At 71.6% G+C, this 19384-nt stretch carries 18 protein-coding genes; 11 read left to right on the top strand and 7 right to left on the bottom strand.

What is annotated here, in order from left to right; translation table 11 throughout:
* Positions 1 to 1206 (bottom strand): methyltransferase domain-containing protein, encoded by a 1206-nt coding sequence (locus ABZ951_RS13035; protein ID WP_344095173.1) that lies wholly within the window; start codon positions 1204 to 1206, stop codon positions 1 to 3.
* Between ABZ951_RS13035 and ABZ951_RS13040 the strand changes: the two genes are divergently transcribed.
* The 4 genes from ABZ951_RS13040 (at position 1207) to groL (ending at position 4754) form a co-directional block, all read left to right on the top strand.
* Positions 1207 to 1389 (top strand): hypothetical protein, encoded by a 183-nt coding sequence (locus tag ABZ951_RS13040; RefSeq protein WP_361279821.1) that lies wholly within the window; start codon positions 1207 to 1209, stop codon positions 1387 to 1389.
* A gap of 84 nt (positions 1390 to 1473) precedes the next feature.
* Entirely contained in the window at positions 1474 to 2361 is an 888-nt protein-coding gene (locus ABZ951_RS13045; protein WP_344095169.1) for a polysaccharide deacetylase family protein, read from the top strand.
* Between the two features lie 329 nt (positions 2362 to 2690).
* On the top strand, positions 2691 to 2999 hold the full coding sequence (gene groES / locus ABZ951_RS13050; protein ID WP_010986397.1) for a co-chaperone GroES: 309 nt from the start codon (positions 2691 to 2693) through the stop codon (positions 2997 to 2999).
* A 132-nt stretch (positions 3000 to 3131) separates the two neighbouring features.
* Positions 3132 to 4754, top strand: a complete 1623-nt coding sequence (groL, locus tag ABZ951_RS13055) for a chaperonin GroEL (protein ID WP_344095166.1) — start codon at positions 3132 to 3134, stop codon at positions 4752 to 4754.
* A 114-nt stretch (positions 4755 to 4868) separates the two neighbouring features.
* Here the strand turns inward: groL and ABZ951_RS13060 are convergent, their stop codons facing one another.
* A complete protein-coding gene (locus ABZ951_RS13060) occupies positions 4869 to 5642 on the bottom strand; it encodes an SDR family oxidoreductase (protein ID WP_344095164.1) in 774 nt (257 codons plus the stop codon).
* Between the two features lie 71 nt (positions 5643 to 5713).
* A complete protein-coding gene (locus ABZ951_RS13065) occupies positions 5714 to 6379 on the bottom strand; it encodes an MOSC domain-containing protein (protein ID WP_344095162.1) in 666 nt (221 codons plus the stop codon).
* Positions 6380 to 6458: 79 nt separating this feature from the next.
* Between ABZ951_RS13065 and ABZ951_RS13070 the strand changes: the two genes are divergently transcribed.
* Positions 6459 to 7370 (top strand): LysR family transcriptional regulator, encoded by a 912-nt coding sequence (locus ABZ951_RS13070; RefSeq protein WP_344095160.1) that lies wholly within the window; start codon positions 6459 to 6461, stop codon positions 7368 to 7370.
* Between the two features lie 210 nt (positions 7371 to 7580).
* On the opposite strand, the gene ABZ951_RS13075 is transcribed toward ABZ951_RS13070, so the two are convergent.
* Positions 7581 to 7886 carry a WhiB family transcriptional regulator gene (locus ABZ951_RS13075; protein WP_344095158.1) on the bottom strand — a complete coding sequence of 102 codons (306 nt, stop codon included), beginning with the start codon at positions 7884 to 7886 and terminating at the stop codon, positions 7581 to 7583.
* A 457-nt stretch (positions 7887 to 8343) separates the two neighbouring features.
* Between ABZ951_RS13075 and ABZ951_RS13080 the strand changes: the two genes are divergently transcribed.
* The 4 genes from ABZ951_RS13080 to ABZ951_RS13095 all read left to right on the top strand — a co-directional run bounded on the left by ABZ951_RS13080 (position 8344) and on the right by ABZ951_RS13095 (position 12858).
* Positions 8344 to 8955: a response regulator transcription factor gene (locus tag ABZ951_RS13080; protein ID WP_003948568.1), complete on the top strand. Its 612-nt coding sequence runs from the start codon at positions 8344 to 8346 to the stop codon at positions 8953 to 8955.
* A 370-nt stretch (positions 8956 to 9325) separates the two neighbouring features.
* A complete protein-coding gene (locus ABZ951_RS13085) occupies positions 9326 to 9928 on the top strand; it encodes a sigma-70 family RNA polymerase sigma factor (RefSeq protein WP_344095156.1) in 603 nt (200 codons plus the stop codon).
* 189 nt (positions 9929 to 10117) lie between these two features.
* The gene (gene guaB / locus ABZ951_RS13090) at positions 10118 to 11620 is read left to right on the top strand and encodes an IMP dehydrogenase (protein ID WP_344095154.1); all 1503 of its coding nucleotides are present in this window, start codon (positions 10118 to 10120) and stop codon (positions 11618 to 11620) included.
* 110 nt (positions 11621 to 11730) lie between these two features.
* Positions 11731 to 12858, top strand: a complete 1128-nt coding sequence (locus ABZ951_RS13095; protein WP_344095152.1) for a GuaB3 family IMP dehydrogenase-related protein — start codon at positions 11731 to 11733, stop codon at positions 12856 to 12858.
* A 75-nt stretch (positions 12859 to 12933) separates the two neighbouring features.
* Here the strand turns inward: ABZ951_RS13095 and ABZ951_RS13100 are convergent, their stop codons facing one another.
* A complete protein-coding gene (locus tag ABZ951_RS13100) occupies positions 12934 to 13509 on the bottom strand; it encodes a hypothetical protein (protein ID WP_344095150.1) in 576 nt (191 codons plus the stop codon).
* A 193-nt stretch (positions 13510 to 13702) separates the two neighbouring features.
* On the opposite strand from ABZ951_RS13100, the gene ABZ951_RS13105 reads away from it, so the two are divergent.
* On the top strand, positions 13703 to 14857 hold the full coding sequence (locus ABZ951_RS13105; RefSeq protein WP_344095148.1) for a rod shape-determining protein: 1155 nt from the start codon (positions 13703 to 13705) through the stop codon (positions 14855 to 14857).
* A 43-nt stretch (positions 14858 to 14900) separates the two neighbouring features.
* On the opposite strand, the gene ABZ951_RS13110 is transcribed toward ABZ951_RS13105, so the two are convergent.
* On the bottom strand, positions 14901 to 16172 hold the full coding sequence (locus ABZ951_RS13110) for a nucleotide sugar dehydrogenase (protein WP_344095146.1): 1272 nt from the start codon (positions 16170 to 16172) through the stop codon (positions 14901 to 14903).
* Between the two features lie 281 nt (positions 16173 to 16453).
* Between ABZ951_RS13110 and ABZ951_RS13115 the strand changes: the two genes are divergently transcribed.
* Positions 16454 to 18160 (top strand): glycerol-3-phosphate dehydrogenase/oxidase, encoded by a 1707-nt coding sequence (locus ABZ951_RS13115; protein WP_344095144.1) that lies wholly within the window; start codon positions 16454 to 16456, stop codon positions 18158 to 18160.
* A gap of 40 nt (positions 18161 to 18200) precedes the next feature.
* Here the strand turns inward: ABZ951_RS13115 and ABZ951_RS13120 are convergent, their stop codons facing one another.
* The gene (locus ABZ951_RS13120) at positions 18201 to 19175 is read right to left on the bottom strand and encodes a serine hydrolase domain-containing protein (RefSeq protein WP_344095142.1); all 975 of its coding nucleotides are present in this window, start codon (positions 19173 to 19175) and stop codon (positions 18201 to 18203) included.
* Positions 19176 to 19384: the final 209 nt, after the last annotated feature.

Consider the following 19384-nt stretch of genomic DNA (forward strand, 5'->3'; position numbering starts at 1 on the left):
TCACACCCGCGCCGGGTGCCCCAGCAGCATCGTCGGGGCACCCGCCACCCGCGTCAGCAGGATCGTGCAGGAGTTCTTCCCCTCCAGCTTCAGCTTCTTGCGGAGCTCCTCCGGCTCGACCGCCGAACCGCGCTTCTTCACGGTGACCACGCCGACCTTCCGCTCCCGCAGCAGCGCCTTGAGCTTCTTCAGGTGGAACGGCAGCACGTCGGTGATCTCGTACGCCGCCGCGTACGGCGTCTCCACCAGGTCGTCCGAGGTCACGTACGCGATGGTCTCGTCGATCAGCCCGCCGCCGACCTCCTCGGCGAACTCCGCGACGAGATGCGCCCGGATCACCGCGCCGTCCGGCTCGTAGAGGTAGCGGCCCACCGGCCGCACGGCCGGGTCGGGCAGCCCCCGGCCCACCAGGGAGTGGCCGCCCGGCAGCAGCGTCGCCCGGTAGGCGCCTGGCGCCGTGCCGAACCACAGCACGGCCTCTTTCACGTCTCCGCCGTCCGAGATCCACTCGGCCTCCGCTTCGGCGGGAACGGCCTCGTGCGGCACCCCGGGCGCGATCTTCAGCGCGGCGTGCGGGGCCGTCCGCGCCGCACCGACCGCCCAGGACAGCGGCGGCGAGTACGCCTCCGGGTCGAAGATCCGGCCCCGGCCGCCGCGCCGCGCGGGGTCCACGAAGACGGTGTCGTACGAGGACGTGTCGACCTCGGCGACATCGGCGCAGCGCACCTCGATCAGGTCGCCGAGGCCGAGCGCCTCGGCGTTGGCCCGGGCGACCGCGCAGGTCAGCGGGTCACGGTCGACGGCCAGGACGAAGATCCCGGCCCGCGCCAGGGCGATCGCGTCACCGCCGATGCCGCAGCACAGGTCGGCGACCCGGCGGACGCCGAGCGCGGCGAAGCGCCGGGCCCGGTACTCGGCCACGGACTTGCGCGTCGACTGCTCGACGCCGTTGGGCGTGAAGAACATGCGGAACGCGTCCTCGGTCCCGAACTTCGCGACCGCGCGCTGCCGCAGCCGGGCCTGCCCGAGCGCCGCGGACACCAGCTCCGCGGGGTGCTCGCGGCGCAGCCGGGTGGCCGTGGCCAGCTCCTGGGCGGGGTCGTGGTCGCGCAGGTCCGCGAGGAGCCTGCGGCCCTCGTCGGTGAGGAGGGCGGCGAAGGCCGCGGTGGGCTCGGCGGCGTCGGCGGGCGGGTTCGGTGCGGGCACGTGTCTCATTCTCGCCGACGGGCGGGCCCGCCGAGCGCGGCGCCCGCCTGCCCTTCCCGCGCGCCCCCGCCGCGCGCTTCGCTCACCCCGGGGCTGGCCGGTGCGGGGGCGCTCGCCGCGCTCCTGGCCCTGGCCGCCCTCCCGGCCGCCGACCGCACCTGCGCGGCCGTGCGGCCCGGGTAGCCGCCGGCCCGTCCCGCCGGGCACCCGCCGGCGGGACGGCGGCCGCGTTCCGTCTCTTCGAACGCATGCACAACAATCGGGCGGGTGCTCACGCCGATATCCGGCCGCCTCCGGGCCGCCCTCGCCCCCCTGTCCGCCGCCGCCGTGCTCGCCGGCCTGCTCGCCGGGTGCTCGGGCTCCGGTGCGAACTCCCCCGCCGGAGCGGACAAGGCGGGAGCCTCCGCCCGCACGGAGTCCCCCGCCGCGCGGGCCACCGCCCCCGACGACGGCGCCTACCGCCGCTGGGGCCTGGACAAACCGCTCGCCGCACCGCCGGCCCCGCCCGCGGCGCGGATGACGCGGGAGGTGAAGGAGGGCGGCGCGCCGCTGGTCGTGCGGCGCGTGCCGACCAAGGACAAGGTCGTCTTCGTGACGATCGACGACGGGGCCGAGAAGGACCCGGAGTTCGTGAAGATGGCCCGGGAGCTCAAGCTGCCCTTCTCGATGTTCCTCACCGACGACATCGCCCGCGCGGGCAGCGGCTACGGCTACTTCGGCGGCCTCCGCGACGCCCCCGGCGGCAAGGCGGCCGCGAACGGTGTCCACAACCACACCCTTTCCCACCCCAACCTGCGCACCCTCGCGCCCGAGGCCCAGCGCCGGGAGATCTGCGGGCAGCAGGACGCCCTGGAAAAGCGGTTCGGCACCCGTCCGGCCCTCTTCCGGCCGCCGTACGGCAACTACAACGACGCCACGCTCACCGCGGCCGGGAGCTGCGGGGTGAAGGCCGTCGTGCTGTGGGAGGTGACGATGCAGATCAACGACATGCGCTACGCGCAGAGCGGCGGGCTGCGCCCCGGCGACATCGTCCTCGCGCACTTCCGCGGTCCGCAGGAGCTCAAGGGCACCTCGATGACCAAGATGGTCACCAACATGCTGCGCAGCATCCAGGCGCAGGGCTACACCGTGGCCCGCCTGGAGGACTACCTCTGACCTGCCCGGCGAATGACCTGCCCGGCGAATGACCCGTCCGGCGAAGGGTTACCCCCGGCGGCGCGCGGGAAGATCCACCCCTGCGCCGCGCCGCGGCCCGCCCGGGAACGCCACCCCAGGGGGTGGAAACGAGGCGCGCGGCGCACAGCGAATTGGCACTCCGCTTGACCGAGTGCTAACCGCGTCATAGTCTCGGCTCCGTTGGCACTCTCCACCCGGGAGTGCCAAACGAGGCGACACGCAGATCCGGCACCCGCGACGACGGTTCCGCACAGGTCGCCACCTCAGACAGTTAACCCCGTGAGATCTCCGAAGGGGGAGGTCGGATCGTGACGACCGCCAGCTCCAAGGTTGCCATCAAGCCGCTCGAGGACCGCATTGTGGTCCAGCCGCTCGACGCCGAGCAGACCACGGCCTCTGGCCTGGTCATCCCGGACACCGCGAAGGAGAAGCCCCAGGAGGGCGTCGTCCTGGCCGTGGGCCCGGGCCGCTTCGAGGACGGCAACCGTCTTCCGCTCGACGTTACCGTCGGCGACGTCGTGCTCTACAGCAAGTACGGCGGCACCGAGGTGAAGTACAACGGCGAGGAGTACCTCGTCCTCTCGGCCCGCGACGTTCTCGCGATCGTCGAGAAGTAAAAGCCGGGGGTCCGGGGGTCGCTCCCCGGATCAGTACTGAACCCCGTTTGATGTGATCTGCGCCCCTGGTTCCCGCGTCTAAACACCCGGGCGCCCGGGGCGTAGTTCGTTTGAGAGGACTTGAAGCAACCCATGGCGAAGATCCTGAAGTTCGACGAGGACGCCCGTCGCGCCCTCGAGCGTGGCGTCAACAAGCTGGCCGACACGGTCAAGGTGACGATCGGCCCCAAGGGCCGCAACGTCGTCATCGACAAGAAGTTCGGCGCCCCGACCATCACCAACGACGGTGTCACGATCGCCCGCGAGGTCGAGCTCGACGACCCGTACGAGAACCTCGGCGCCCAGCTCGTCAAGGAGGTGGCGACCAAGACCAACGACATCGCGGGTGACGGCACCACCACCGCCACCGTGCTGGCCCAGGCGCTGGTCCGCGAGGGTCTGCGCAACGTCGCCGCCGGCGCCTCCCCGGCCTCCCTGAAGAAGGGCATCGACGCCGCGGTCAAGGCCGTCTCCGACGAGCTGCTCGCGACCGCCCGCCCGATCGAGGACAAGTCCGACATCGCCGCCGTCGCCGCCCTGTCCGCCCAGGACAAGCAGGTCGGCGAGCTCATCGCCGAGGCGATGGACAAGGTCGGCAAGGACGGTGTCATCACCGTCGAGGAGTCCAACACCTTCGGCCTGGAGCTCGACTTCACCGAGGGCATGGCCTTCGACAAGGGTTACCTGTCGCCCTACATGGTCTCCGACCAGGAGCGCATGGAGGCCGTCCTGGAGGACCCGTACATCCTCATCCACCAGGGCAAGATCTCCTCGATCCAGGACCTGCTGCCGCTGCTGGAGAAGGTCATCCAGGCCGGCGCCAGCAAGCCGCTGCTGATCATCGCCGAGGACGTCGAGGGCGAGGCGCTCTCCACCCTCGTCGTCAACAAGATCCGTGGCACCTTCAACGCCGTGGCCGTCAAGGCCCCCGGCTTCGGTGACCGCCGCAAGGCGATGCTCGGCGACATGGCCACCCTCACCGGTGCCACCGTCATCGCCGAGGAGGTCGGCCTCAAGCTCGACCAGGCCGGTCTGGACGTGCTGGGCACCGCCCGCCGCGTGACCGTCACCAAGGACGACACGGTCATCGTCGACGGTGGCGGCAGCCACGACGACGTCGTCGGCCGCGTCAACCAGATCAAGGCCGAGATCGAGTCCACCGACTCGGACTGGGACCGCGAGAAGCTCCAGGAGCGCCTCGCCAAGCTCGCCGGTGGCGTCTGCGTCATCCGCGTGGGTGCGGCCACCGAGGTCGAGCTCAAGGAGAAGAAGCACCGTCTGGAGGACGCCATCTCCGCGACCCGCGCCGCGGTCGAGGAGGGCATCGTCTCCGGTGGTGGCTCCGCGCTCGTCCACGCCGTCAAGGTCCTCGAGGGCAACCTCGACAAGACCGGCGACGAGGCCACCGGTGTCGCCGTGGTCCGCCGCGCCGCCGTCGAGCCGCTGCGCTGGATCGCCGAGAACGCCGGCCTCGAGGGCTACGTCATCACCGCCAAGGTGGCGGAGCTCGACAAGGGTCAGGGCTTCAACGCCGCGACCGGCGAGTACGGCGACCTGGTGAAGGCCGGCGTCATCGACCCGGTCAAGGTCACCCGCTCCGCGCTGGAGAACGCCGCGTCCATCGCGTCGCTGCTCCTCACGACCGAGACCCTGGTCGTCGAGAAGCCGGCCGAGGAAGAGGCCGACGCCGGCCACGGCCACGGTCACTCCCACTAAGGCAGTACCGGGCTGAAAAGCCGAAAAGGGCCGAGGCCCGGCACCCTTCCGGGGGCGCCGGGCCTCGGCCTTTCCGCTGTCCTGCTTCCGGCTTCCTGCTTCCGGTTTCCGGGCTTACTTCGGCCCGTACTTACGGCCCGTCGTGGACGACGCCCGCGACACCACCCGGTGCGGCGCCAGCTTCATCAGACCGGTGATCGCCTTGTACCGCGGGTCGGGCACGGACAGCGTCTTGCCGTGGCCCAGGTCCCGCAGCGCCGCGCCGACGAGTTTGTCCGCGTCCAGCCACAGCCAGCCGGGCACGTTGTCCGTCCCCATGCCGGCCCGCTCGTGGAACTCCGTCCGCACGAAGCCGGGGCACAGGGCCATCAGCCGCACCCCGCTGCCGGCCAGGTCGCGCGCCACGCCCTGGGTGAACTGCACGACCCACGCCTTGCTCGCCCCGTACGTGCCGCGCGGCACGAACGCCGCCACCGACGCGACGTTGATGACCGCGCCCCGGCGCCGCTCGCGCATCGTCTCCGTGGCCGCCGTCGTCAGCCGCAGCACCGCCTCGCAGTGCACCTTGAGCATCTTCAGCTCGTCGGCCGTCGAGACCTCCAGGAAGCGGCCCTTGTTGCCGAAGCCCGCGTTGTTGACCAGCAGGTGCACCGGACGCGCGGTGTCGCGGAGGCGGGCCTCCACCGCCTCGATGCCCTTGTCCTCGGACAGGTCCGCGCTGAGCACCTCCACCTCGACGCCGTGCCGGTCGTGGAGTTCGGTCGCCTGCTCGCCGAGCCGTTGCTCGTTGCGCGCCACCAGCACGAGGTCATGGCCCTCGCCCGCCAGCCTGCGGGCGAACGCGGCGCCGATCCCGGCGGTTGCCCCTGTGATCAATACAGTCGTCATACAGGCACGTTAGAGCCCTGCGGCGTCCCGTGACGATCGGTTGCGCAGACAGGACGCCTCTCCGGCCACCGTCACCGGCTCGCCCGGTAGGCCAGGGCCCGGTCGCGCATTCTGTCCGAAAGGGCGTCACCAGCTGCCAAAACGTCCGCCATCAGGGCCCGTTCGGTGGTGGCGGCACGGAAGAGGAAGGAAACCGTCACGGCGTGATCCGGGCGGTGGACGACCGAGACGGGATCACCCGCACGGATCTCCCCGGGCTCGATCACCCGAAGGTAGGCGCCGGGGGCCGCGGCCTGGGTGAAGCGCTTCATCCAGCCCTCCTCGCCCAGCCAGCCCACGAAGGTCCGGCAGGGGGTGCGGGGCGCGCTCACCTCCAGCAGCACGTCCGCGCCGATCCGCCAGCGCTCTCCGATGAGCGCGCCGTTGACGTCGACACCGCTGGTGGTGAGGTTCTCCCCGAAGGCGCCGTGGGGGAGGGTGCGGCCCAGCTCCCGCTCCCACCGGTCCAGATCCTCGCGGGCGTACGCGTAGACGGCCTGGTCGTCGCCGCCGTGCAGGCGCAGGTGGACGATGGTGTCCCCGGCCAGTCCGCTGCCGCCGGCGCCCGAGGGGCCGGGGGCGGTGACGGCCACCGGGCCGTCGGCCGGGCGCTTGTCGATACCGGTGTCCATACCGGCCTCGAAGCCGGGGCGGTCCGCGGTCTTCGCGCGGCCGACGTTCACGGAGAGCAAGTGCATGGGCAAAGGCTAGCGGCGAACACTCAAAGGAGTGAAGGGATATTTCGTTGGTGCCCCAAGGGGGCCTTATGCTCGAAGAATGATCGAGGCTCGTCATCTGAGGGTGTTGCGCGCGGTGGCCGCCACCGGTTCGTTCTCCGCGGCGGCGCGGGAGCTGGGCTGTACCCAGCCGGCCGTCAGCCAGCAGATGAAGGCGCTGGAGCAGTCCACGGGCACCCCGCTGCTCATCCGCACCGGCCGGGAGATGCGCCTCACCCAGGCGGGTGAGGCCCTGGTCCGGCACGCCTCCGGGATCCTGGCCGGGCTGACCGCGGCCGAGGAGGAGATCGCCGCGATCGCCGGGCTGCGGGCGGGCCGCGTGCGGATGGTGTCGTTCCCCAGCGGCAGCTCGACGCTCGTGCCCAGCGCGCTCGCGGAGATGCGGGCCGCGCACCCGGGCACCCGGGTCTCCCTGGTGGAGGCCGAGCCCCCGCGCTCGGTGGAGATGCTGCGCGACGGCGACTGCGAGATCGCGCTGGCCTTCCGCTACCCCCAGGTGCGCGGCGCGGACCCCGCGGTCGGCCCCGAATGGGAGGACCTGGTCGTCCGTCCGCTGCTGACGGACCGCCTGATCGGCGTCGTGCCGGAGGGGCACCGGCTGGCCGGCGCGGAGCGGATCGGGATCACGGAGCTGGCCGGGGAGCCGTGGATCGCGGGCTGCCCGCGGTGCCGCCGGCACCTGGTGGAGATCTGCGAGAGCGCGGGCTTCACCCCGCGGATCGACTTCGCGACCGACGACTACCCGGCGGTGTTCGGGCTCGTCGGGGCCGGCCTCGGGGTCGCGGTGATGCCCGAACTGGCGCTGGAGTCCGTCCGCCCCAAGGGCGCCCGGATCGTGCCGGTCGAGCCGGTGGTGCACCGCGAGATCGTCGCCCTCACGCTCCCGGACCTGGCCCGGGTACCGGCCGTGGCGGCCATGCTGGACCGTCTGGCGACGGCCGCCGCGCGGTAGGCCTTGCCGGCCGGGGCTCTGTCATTTTGCCGCCTGCGGCGGCGAGCGCCCTGCGGGCGCGTCCTCAAGCGCCGGACGGGCTGATGTGGCTCAGCCTCAGCCGAATCAGCCCGTCTGGGGGCACCTCCCAGCGGTAGCTGGGGGAGATTGAGGACACCGCCGCGCAGCGGTGGTGCACCGGGCCCTCGAAACGTGGCATCGCCGCAGGCGTCACGTACCGCTCACGGCGATGACCCGGTGTCGCGCGCGGCCCATCAGCTCCTCGCGTTCGTCCTCGGTGAGGCCGCCCCACACGCCGTAGGGCTCCCGCACGGCCAGCGCGTGCGCCGCGCACTCCGCACGGACGGGACAGCGCATGCACACCTCTTTCGCCGAGGTCTCACGGGCGCTGCGGGCCGCGCCGCGCTCGCCCTCGGGGTGGAAGAACAGGGAACTGTCGACGCCGCGGCACGCCGCCAGGAGCTGCCAGTCCCACAGGTCGGCGTTGGGGCCGGGAAGCCGGGAGAAATCTGCCATTGCTATCCCCTCGAAGCGATCCGCCGGAGGCGCTCCGCCGGTGTGGTGACCGGCGGCGACGCCCCGGCACGAGCGATCTGATGCGGACGCACTGCCTGGTGCCGATACACCCGCTGTAGAAGCAGATGTAAATATGACTGATTGCGAATCTAGTCATAGACACCAGCAAATGGGAAGAAAAACCGCGCTGCGTGGGCAAATGGGGCATAGCGTGAGCGCCGCCAAGGGCGCCCCCAATGCGCCCTGCTCCGTGTCCGAGCCCTCACGTAGAGTGCCGAAGGTGGCCGACCGAGCCCGTAACTCTTTCGGGTGACCGTCGTTGAGAGGGCGGAGGCGGTTGACGGATGAAGCAGTCGGGCAGATGTCCGAACTGGCCATGGAGCCGTCGATCGCACAGGTGACGATCAGTACCAGCCTGGAGGCTCAAGGTGACGCGCATCAGCTGCGGAGGACGGTCATGACATCCGTCCTCGTCTGCGACGATTCCCCGCTTGCCCGAGAGGCGCTCCGCCGTGCGGTGGCGACCGTGCCCGGCGTCGAGCGTGTGACGACGGCGGCCAACGGCGAGGAAGTCCTCCGCCGCTGGGGCGCCGATCGTTCGGACCTCATTCTGATGGACGTACGGATGCCCGGGCTCGGCGGTGTGGAGACGGTGCGCCGGCTGCTCTCCGCGGACCCCGGCGCCCGCATCATCATGCTCACGGTCGCCGAGGACCTCGACGGTGTCGCGCTCGCGGTCGCCGCCGGGGCGCGCGGCTACCTGCACAAGGACGCCTCGCGCGCCGAGCTGCGGGCCACCGTGACGCAGGCGCTCGCCGACCCGACGTGGCGGCTCGCCCCCCGGCGGCTGCGGTCGGCGGAGATGGGGGCCGCGCCCACGCTCACCGCGCGGGAGATCCAAGTGCTCGAAGGGATGAGCCACGGACGCTCCAACGCCGAGATCGGACGTGAGCTGTTTCTCTCCGAGGACACGGTGAAGACCCACGCCCGGCGCCTCTTCAAGAAGTTGGGCGCCTCGGACCGGGCCCACGCGGTGGCCCTCGGATTCCGCTGGGGCCTGGTGCGCTGAGCCCGAGGTGGCGCGCAGCGTCGTGAGGTCACGGTGCGCGCCGCTCAGGCCCGGTGGCGGGCCCCGTGATCTCACCGCGTCGGCGTCTGACGCCGAAACTCCGAGGAATGCCGCATCCTTGGAGTGTGACTCCTCCCCGGCGGAGGCCGAGGCTTCTCGCTCGGCCAGACGAGACCTCATGACGGACAAGCCCTGTCCGGTGCCCTTCGGCACGGGCACAAGCTATCGGTGGAGTCGTGAGAGTCGGGGCGGGTATACCCGAAAGGGGGAGACGCGAGACGTGGGTACGAGGACACCGGCGCGTAACGGTTCGGCGCACGACTTCGAAGGCGGTGCCGTGGATCCCATGGCGTCAAGGCACCATGGACCGATGCGCGACGACGATACGACGGGGCACCCGGCGGCCACCGCCCCGGGGGAGATCGGCGCACTCGTCACCCTCGCTGTCGAGGGGGACCGGCGGGCCACCCACGATCTGCTGGCACTGGTGCACCCGCTCGCCCTGCGCTACTGCCGCACCCGGCTGTCCCGGCTGCCCGGTGACGCCCGCCACTTCGTGGACGACCTCGCCCAGGAGGTCTGCCTCGCGGTGCTGTGCGCCCTGCCGCGCTACCGCGACACCGGACGGCCCTTCGAGGCGTTCGTGGTGGCCATCGCCGCGCACAAGGTCGCCGACCTCCAGCGCGCCGCGATGCGGCACCCGGGCAGCACGGCGGTGCCGTCCGACGAGATGCCCGAGCAGCCCGACGACTCGCTCGGCCCCGAGGAGCGGGCGCTCCTGAGCAGCGATGCCGAGTGGGCCAAGAAGCTCCTGGCCAACCTCCCGGAGCACCAGCGCGAGCTCGTGCTGCTGCGGGTGGCCATCGGGATGACCGCGGAGGAGACGGGGCAGATGCTGGGCATGTCGCCGGGCGCCGTCCGCGTCGCCCAGCACCGGGCGCTCAGCAGGCTCCGGGCGCTCGCGGAGCAGTGAGCGGGACGGCGGCAGGGCGGGGCAGGGCAGAAACAGTGCGGGGGAAGCAGCAGTGACAGGAGCGGGGACAGCGGCCGTTTTTGGTGTGAAGCTCCAAGTGACGCGGGACTCAGCCGTCGTGGAATGGGACACGTGTCACGGCCGTTAGCATGGGAGTCCGCGCTGGGGCAAGACCATTGGGAAGGTGTCATGACTGACAACGTCGACGGAATGCCCGGGAAATTCGCGATGCTCGGTCTGACATATGACGACGTCCTGCTGCTGCCGGGCGCCTCCGAGGTCCTGCCGAACGGCGTCGACACCTCCTCCCGGGTCTCGCGCAACGTCCGGGTGAACATCCCGCTGCTGTCCGCCGCGATGGACAAGGTCACCGAGGCGCGCATGGCGATCGCCATGGCCCGTCAGGGCGGCGCGGGCGTGCTGCACCGCAACCTCTCCATCGAGGACCAGGCCAACCAGGTCGACCTGGTCAAGCGCTCCGAGTCCGGCATGGTCACCGACCCGATCACGGTCCGCCCGGACGCCACGCTGGCCGAGGCGGACGCGCTGTGCGCGAAGTTCCGCATCAGCGGCGTGCCGGTCACCGACCCGGCGGGCAAGCTGCTCGGCATCGTCACTAACCGCGACATGGCCTTCGAGCTGGACCGCAGCCGTCAGGTCCGCGAGGTCATGACGCCGATGCCGCTGGTCACGGGCAAGGTCGGGATCTCCGGCGAGGACGCCATCGAGCTGCTGCGCCGCCACAAGATCGAGAAGCTGCCGCTGGTCGACGACGCCGGGCTGCTCAAGGGCCTCATCACGGTCAAGGACTTCGTCAAGGCCGAGAAGTACCCCAACGCCGCGAAGGACTCCGAGGGCCGGCTGGTCGTCGGTGCCGCCGTGGGCGTCGGTGACGAGGCCTACGACCGCGCCCAGGCGCTCGTCGAGGCCGGTGCCGACTTCCTGGTCATCGACAGCGCCCACGGCCACAGCCGCGGCATCATCGACATGATCGCCAAGGTCAAGTCCAACATCAGTGTCGACGTCGTCGGCGGCAACGTCGCCACGCGCGACGGCGCCCAGGCGCTGATCGACGCCGGTGTGGACGGCGTCAAGGTCGGTGTCGGCCCCGGTTCCATCTGCACCACCCGCGTCGTCGCCGGCATCGGCGTCCCGCAGGTCACCGCGATCTACGAGGCCGCCCGGGCCTGCCACGCCGCGGGCGTGCCGCTCATCGGCGACGGCGGCCTGCAGTACTCCGGCGACATCGCCAAGGCGATCGCGGCCGGCGCGGACACGGTGATGCTCGGCTCGCTGCTCGCGGGCTGCGAGGAGTCGCCGGGCGAGATGGTCTTCATCAACGGCAAGCAGTTCAAGTCCTACCGGGGCATGGGCTCGCTCGGCGCCATGCAGTCGCGCGGCCAGGCCCGCTCGTACTCCAAGGACCGCTACTTCCAGGACAACGTCCTCTCCGAGGACAAGCTCGTCCCCGAGGGCATCGAGGGCCAGGTTCCCTACCGCGGCCCGCTGGCCTCCGTCGCCCACCAGCTCATCGGCGGCCTGCGCGCCTCCATGGGCTACGTCGGCTCGGCGAACGTCCAGGAGCTCAAGGACAAGGGCACCTTCGTCCGCATCACGTCCGCGGGCCTCAAGGAGAGCCACCCGCACGACATCCAGATGACCACCGAGGCACCGAACTACTCCCGCCGGTAGTAGTCCGCGTCTCCAGGGAGCCCGCGACCGTGACGGCCGCGGGCTCCGCCGCGTCGGGGATACTGGATGACGGCAGACTGGAGCGCCGAGGAAATTGAAAGGCCACACACGTGACTGAGATCGAGATCGGGCGCGGCAAGCGCGGCCGCCGGGCGTACGCATTCGACGACATCGCCGTCGTCCCGAGTCGCCGTACGCGCGACCCGAAGGAGGTCTCGATCGCCTGGCAGATCGACGCCTACCGCTTCGAGCTGCCGTTCCTGGCCGCTCCCATGGACTCGGTCGTCTCGCCCGAGACCGCCATCCGCATCGGTGAGCTGGGCGGCCTGGGCGTCCTGAACCTCGAGGGCCTGTGGACCCGCTACGAGGACCCGGAGCCGCTGCTCGCGGAGATCGCCGAGCTGGACGAGACCGCCGCCACCAAGCGCCTCCAGGAGATCTACGCGGCTCCCATCAAGGAGGAGCTGATCGGGCAGCGCATCAAGGAGGTCCGCGACTCCGGCGTCGTGACCGCCGCCGCGCTCTCCCCGCAGCGCACCGCGCAGTTCTCCAAGGCCGTCGTCGACGCCGGCGTGGACATCTTCGTGATCCGCGGCACGACCGTCTCCGCCGAGCACGTCTCCGGCGCCGCCGAGCCGCTGAACCTCAAGCAGTTCATCTACGAGCTCGACGTGCCGGTCATCGTCGGCGGCTGCGCGACCTACACGGCCGCGCTGCACCTGATGCGCACGGGCGCGGCGGGTGTCCTCGTCGGCTTCGGCGGCGGCGCCGCGCACACCACCCGTAACGTCCTGGGCATCCAGGTCCCGATGGCGACCGCCGTGGCCGACGTGGCCGCCGCCCGCCGGGACTACATGGACGAGTCCGGCGGCCGCTACGTGCACGTCATCGCCGACGGCGGCGTGGGCTGGTCCGGCGACCTGCCCAAGGCCATCGCCTGCGGTGCGGACGCCGTGATGATGGGCTCCCCGCTCGCCCGCGCCACCGACGCGCCGGGCCGCGGCCACCACTGGGGCATGGAGGCCGTCCACGAGGACGTGCCGCGCGGTAAGCGGATGAACCTGGGCGCCGTCGGCACGACCGAGGAGATCCTCCTCGGCCCCTCGCACACCCCCGACGGCTCCATGAACATGTTCGGCGCGCTGCGCCGTGCCATGGCCACCACGGGCTACAGCGAGCTCAAGGAGTTCCAGCGGGTCGAGGTGACGGTCGCGCCGTCGCAGCACGACAACCGCTGACCCCGGATCGCCGAAGGGCCCGGACCACCGCGTGGTCCGGGCCCTTCGGCGTCCCCCGGTGCGGGGGCCCGGACGTCAGCTGCCGAGCTTGCGGGCGGTGGTGTAGGCGCCCGCGCCGCCGAGTATGTAGAAGAGGGCGTCGATGGGCTCCAGGAACTCCTTCCACGCCTTGCTGACCAGGTCGAAGTGGTCGAAGTAGACCTCGGTGAGCGGGATGCCGGCGCCGTCGCTGAACGCCAGGCCGATGCCGAAGATCTGGCCGAGGTAGACGCCGAGCAGGCCGAGGGCGGCGCCGATCACCGGCAGGACGGGGTTGCGGCCGCCGACCTTGCCGAGCGCCGCGCCGATGAGCGCGCCGACACCCACGGCGAGGTAGCCGATCTGGGCGCCGTCGGACGCCTTGAGGATGCCGCCGTAGACACCGGCGGCGACGAGCATGGCCACGACGCCGAGTGCGACGGCGAGGCCGGTCTTGCCCTGGCGCACGGGCGGGGGCGGCGGGAAGCCGCCGGGTGCGCCGTACTGCGGGGGCTGCGGGGCGCCGTACTGCGGGGGCTGCTGCCCGTACCCGTAGGGCTGCTGGGGCTGGGGCGGCTGCTGCTGGCCGTAGGGGTTCGGCTGCTGCTGCGGCTGCTGCCAGGGCTGGCTCATGTGGTGTTTCCCCCGATAAGAGAAGTACGAGCGACTGATTGCTCTGCGTGAAATGAGGGCCACAAGTTAGCAGCCCGGACTGACAGCGCGACAAACCGTTTCGCCGGGTGATGACATGGGAGTGATCACCGACAGCGAGCACAGGGCTGTGAACTCCGTATAAAAGTTCGACGGTAAGGAATAATGGCAACTTATGGCGCAAAGCAAGTCGTTCAGCGGCAGGGACATGGGCATCGACCTGGGCACGGCGAACACGCTGGTGTACGTCCGGGGTAAGGGGGTTGTGCTCAACGAGCCATCGGTGGTCGCCGTCAACGCCGAGGACGGCAGCGTGCTGTCGGTCGGCTTCGAGGCCAAGGAGACGATCGGGCGCACCCCTTCGAACATCGTCGCCGTCCGCCCGCTGCGCGACGGCGTCATCGCCGACTTCGAGATAGCCGAGCGCATGCTGCGGCACTTCATGAAGAAGGTGCTGGGCAACCGCCGGTTCTCCCGCCCGCGCGTCGTGGTGTGCGTGCCGTCCGGCATCACCGGCGTCGAGCGGCGCGCGGTCATCGAGGCCGCCACCCAGGCCGGCGCCCGTCAGGTGCACCTCGTCGAGGAGCCGATGGCGGCGGCGATCGGCGCGGGGCTGCCGGTCAGCGAGCCGACGGGCTGCATGGTCGTCGACATCGGCGGCGGCACCACCGAGGTCGCGGTGATCTCGCTGGGCGGGATCGTCACGGCCCGTTCCGTGCGGACCGCCGGTGACGCGATGGACGTGGCGATCACCTCGTACGTGAAGAAGAAGTTCGCCCTCGCCATCGGTGAGCGCACCGCCGAAGAGATCAAGATGAGCATCGGCTCGGCCTCCCCCACGGGTTCCTGGACCGCGGCCGGGCTCAGCGCGCTCGCCAAGCAGCTGGAGAAGAACAACGGCCTGGAGGACGCCGGGGGCGACCCGGAGGAGACCCAGGGCCTGCTGCCGCCGGACCGCTTCACCATCCGCGGCCGCGACCAGGTCAGCGGGCTGCCCAAGACGCTGGAGCTGACGGCGGACGAGATCCGGCACGCGCTGGCCGAGCCGGTGGACGCCATCGTCATGGCGGTGCGCCAGACCCTGGACGAGACCCCGCCGGAGCTGGCGGGCGACATCATGGACCGCGGCATCGTCCTCACCGGCGGCGGCGCGCTGCTGCGCGGCCTGGACGTCCGGCTGAGCAAGGAGCTCGACATCCCGGTTCTGATCGCGGAGGAGCCCCTCGACTGCGTGGCCATCGGCACCGGCCGCTGCATCGAGGACTTCGCCTCGCTCAAGACGGTCCTGGACGCCCAGCCCGGCCGCCTCCTGGGCACCGGACGGCTGTAGCGGGGCTGGGGGAGCCGGGGGCCGCCTCCGCGGGGAGGCGGGCTTACAGCCGGTGCGCGGTACCCGCGGGGCTCGCCCCGCGGGTGTCCAGCAGCAGCTGGGCCTTGACCGCCAGCCCCTGGAGGTCGTACGTGCGGTGGTTCTGGAGCAGCACCGTCAGGTCGGCGGCGGCCGCGGCCTCGTAGAGCCCGTCGGCGCGCGGCACCGGCCGGCCCATGACACGCCACTGCGGGACGTAGGGGTCGTGGTAGCTGAGCTGGGCGCCCAGCTCCAGCAGCCGGGTGGCGATCTCGCGGGCGGGCGAGCCCTCCTCGTCACCGGTGTCGGCCTTGTAGCTGACCCCCAGCAGCAGGACGCGCGCGCCGCGGGCCGACTTGCCGTGCTCGTTCAGGAGCGTGGCGCAGCGCTGGGTCACATAGCGCGGCATCCGCCCGTTGACCTCTTGCGCCAGTTCCACCATGCGCAGCGGATAGCCGAGGCTGCGGCCCTTGTAGGCGAGGTAATTGGGGTCGACGGGCACCCCGTGGCCCCCGACGCCGGGGCCCGGCCGGAACGCCTGGAAGCCGAAGGGCTTGGTCTCCGCGCAGCGCACGACGTCCCACAGGTCGACGCCGATGTCGTGGCAGAAGACGGCCATCTCGTTGGCGAGCGCGATGTTGACGTGCCGGTAGTTGGTCTCCAGGACCCGGACCGCCTCGGCCTCGCGTGGGCCCTTGGCGCGGACGACCTTCTCGCAGAGCCGGCCGTAGAAGGTGGCGGCGGCCTCCGTGCAGGCCGGGGTGAGGCCGCCGATGACCTTGGGGATGGTCGCGTAGCTGTGCCGGCGGTTGCCGGGGTCGATACGGCTGGGGGAGTAGGCGAGGTGGAAATCGCGGCCCGCGCGCAGCCCGGAACCGGATTCGAGGAGGGGACGCAGATATTCCTCCGTGGTTCCCGGGTATACGGCTGATTCCAGGAGAACAGTGGTGTGCGGGCGCAGTCGGCCCGCGAGCGCCCGGGCCGCGTCGCCCAGGGCCCCGAGGTCCAGCGCCCGGTCCTCGCCCAGCCGGGTGGGGGCGCAGATCACGGCCGTGCGCACCCTGCCGAGCTCGGCGTCCGCGGTCGTGGGGGTGAAGCCCGCGGCGAGCATGCGGCGGACCTCGGCCGCGGTCAGGGAGCCGTCGGCGCCCTCGGGGGGCAGCCGGCCGGCCCGGAGCTCGGCGACGGCGTGCGGATCGGGGTCGTAGCCGATGGTGCCGATGCCCGCGGCGGTGGCCGCCTGGGCGAGCGGGAGGCCGAGGTGGCCGAGTCCGATGACGGCGAGATCTGCGGGCATGGCGTGCCGGTCCTTCCCGGAGGGCCGATCCCTGGACGTGTGACATCACGTTAAGCGGATATATGACAGTTATTCGGGATTATCGCGGCGCGGCTCGCCCCGGACCGGTTCCCGGCCCGGCCGGAACGGCCGATCTGGGGCAGCATCGAGAGGAGAGCCCCGGCCCGGCTCCCCGCGAGGCGCGGGCACGGCACGAACGGGACGGACACCGGCAGCGGCGGAGAGCGGCCACGGGAACGGCAGCGGCATCGGCAAGCGGCATCGGCAAGCGGGAGGCAGCGGTGAGGACAGCGACACTCGGGCCGGACGAGCGCGGCGAGGCACTCGCCCGGATGGCGGAGCGGGAACTCGACATCCTGGTGGTCGGCGCCGGAGTGGTCGGCGCGGGCACCGCGCTCGACGCCGCCACCCGCGGCCTGACGACCGGCCTCGTCGAGGCGCGGGACTGGGCGGCCGGCACCTCCAGCCGCTCCAGCAAGCTCATCCACGGCGGACTGCGCTACCTGGAGATGCTCGACTTCGCCCTCGTCCGCGAGGCGCTCAAGGAGCGCGGCCTGCTGCTGGAGCGGCTGGCCCCGCACCTGGTGAAGCCCGTGCCCTTCCTCTACCCCCTCCAGCACCGCGCCTGGGAGCGCTTCTACGCGGGCTCCGGCGTGGCCCTCTACGACGCGATGTCGCTGTCTTCGGGCCACGGGCGCGGGCTGCCCGTCCACCGCCACCTCACCCGCAAGAAGGCCCTCAGCGTCGCGCCCTGCCTGAAGAAGGACGCGCTGGTCGGCGCCCTGCAGTACTACGACGCCCAGATGGATGACGCCCGCTACGTCACCACCCTCGTGCGCACCGCCAGGGCCTACGGCGCCGAGGTGGCCAACCGGGCGCGCGTGGTGGGGTTCCTGCGCGAGGGCGAGCGCGTCGTCGGCGCCCGGGTGCGCGATCTGGAACAGGGTGGCGAGTTCGAGATCCGCGCCCGGCAGATCGTCAACGCCACCGGGGTGTGGACCGACGACACCCAGAAGCTCATCGCCGAACGCGGCCAGTTCCACGTCAGGGCCTCCAAGGGCATCCACCTGGTCGTGCCGAAGGACCGCATCCACTCCACCACCGGGCTGATCCTGCGCACCGAGAAGAGCGTGCTCTTCGTGATCCCGTGGGGCCGGCACTGGATCGTCGGGACCACCGACACCGACTGGGACCTGGACAAGGCACACCCGGCCGCGTCGAGCGCCGACATCGACTACCTGCTGGAGCACGTCAACGAGGTCCTCGCCGTGCCCCTCACCCGCGACGACGTCCAGGGCGTCTACGCCGGGCTGCGGCCCCTGCTGGCCGGAGAGTCCGACGCGACCAGCAAGCTCTCCCGCGAGCACACAGTGGCGCACCCCGTGCCTGGCTTGGTGGTCGTCGCCGGCGGCAAGTACACGACCTACCGGGTGATGGCCAAGGACGCCGTGGACGAGGCGGTGCACGGCCTCTCCCAGCGCGTGGCGGAGTGCGTCACGGAGGACGTGCCGCTGGTCGGCGCCGAGGGCTACAAGGCGCTGTGGAACGGCAGGGCACAGATGGCCGAGCGCACGGGCCTGCACGTGGCGCGCGTCGAACACCTGCTCAACCGCTACGGATCGATGGTCGGCGAAGTGCTGGACCTCGTGACGGAGGACCCGGCCCTGGGCAACCCCCTCACCGGCGCCGAGGACTACCTGCGGGCCGAGGTCGTCTACGCCGCGTCCCACGAGGGCGCCCGCCACCTGGACGACGTCCTCACCCGCCGCACCCGGATCTCCATCGAGACCTTCGACCGGGGCACGCGCTGCGCCCGGGAGGCCGCGGAGCTGATGGCGCCGGTGCTCGGCTGGGACGCCTCGCAGGTGAAGAAGGAGGTCGAGCGCTACGAGAAGCGGGTGGAGGCGGAGCGCGAGTCGCAGCGGCAGCCCGACGACCTGACGGCCGATGCGGCTCGGCTGGGGGCGCCGGACGTCCAGCCCGTCTAGAGCCTGTGCTTTCCAGGGCCCCGGGTTCCCCGGGTGGCCGTCAGCGGGCGGGGCCCGGACAGAACTCAGCGGTCAAAAGCCGCTTTTCGGCTGCCGCGTCGAGAGGGGTGTCGCTGTTGACGCGATAGCTGAACACCTCGCGCCCCCCGGCGGTGCCGAGGGCGTGCGCGTAGGAGCCCTTCATCCTGCCGTTGTGGCCCCACAGCGTGCGGCGGCAGGGCAGCCGCACCGGGTACAGACCCAGGCCGTACCGGCCCTGCGAGGCGGTGGTGTCCTGTATGGCGCGCAGCCCGGACGCGGGGAGCAGCGCTCCGCTCAGCAGGGCGGCGAGGAAGCGGTTGAGGTCGGGGAGGGTGGTGACCATCTCCCCGGCCGCGCCGGCGGCGGAGGGATCGAGGTCGGTGACGTCGGCGGCTCCGGAGTAGGCGCGGCCGTGCGGGGTGGGGAGCGTGCTCCGGGTGCCCGGGAAGCTGGTGCCGGTCAGGCGCAGGGGAGTGATGACGCGCCGTCGGGCCTCGGCGGCGTAAGAGTGGCCGGTGACCTGACGGATGACCATGCCGAGGAGCAGGTAGTCGGTGTTGGAGTAGCGGTAGGCGGCACCGGGCGGTGCGTACGAGGGGTGCGTCAGGGCGGTTCGTACCAGAGTGTCGGCCTGGTGGGAGGTGAAACGGTGCGCGGCGAACCCCTGCCCGAAGAAGGTGCGGAAGAACCTGGCGTCGTCGGTGTAGGAGAACAGACCGCTGGTGTGGGCCAGGAGTTGGCGCACCGTGACCGCGCTTCGAGGGATGTGGCCGGATTTATCGGGTTCTGACGGCCCGGACAGCAGGGCGGCGGTCGCGGTCGGGAGGTGAGCGGCCGCCGGGTCGTCCAGGCCCAGCCGGTGCTCGGCGACGAGTTGGAGGACCACCGTCGCGACGACCGTCTTGGTGAGACTCCCGGCGCGGAAGCGGTCCGTGGGGCGCATGCGGCGACCGGTGCCGAGATCCGCGACGCCCGCCGCGCCGAATCGCGCCATCCCTTGAGCATCCTGTGACAACCCCGCCGCGCCGGGAACCGCTGCGCCCGAAACCAGGTCATGTACTGAAGGACGGGCCCGTGCACCCCCGTGGCCGCCACCGCACGCCGCCAGCGCCACCGCCGTTACCGCGCAGGTCAGCCAGGTCAGTGCGGCGGTGGTCACCGAGCGGGTGAAAGCGGCGGCGGGCGTCGGCATGCGCCCATCTT

Source organism: Streptomyces sp. NPDC046215 (assembly GCF_040646215.1).
Classification (GTDB): Bacteria; Actinomycetota; Actinomycetes; order Streptomycetales; family Streptomycetaceae; genus Streptomyces; species Streptomyces stramineus.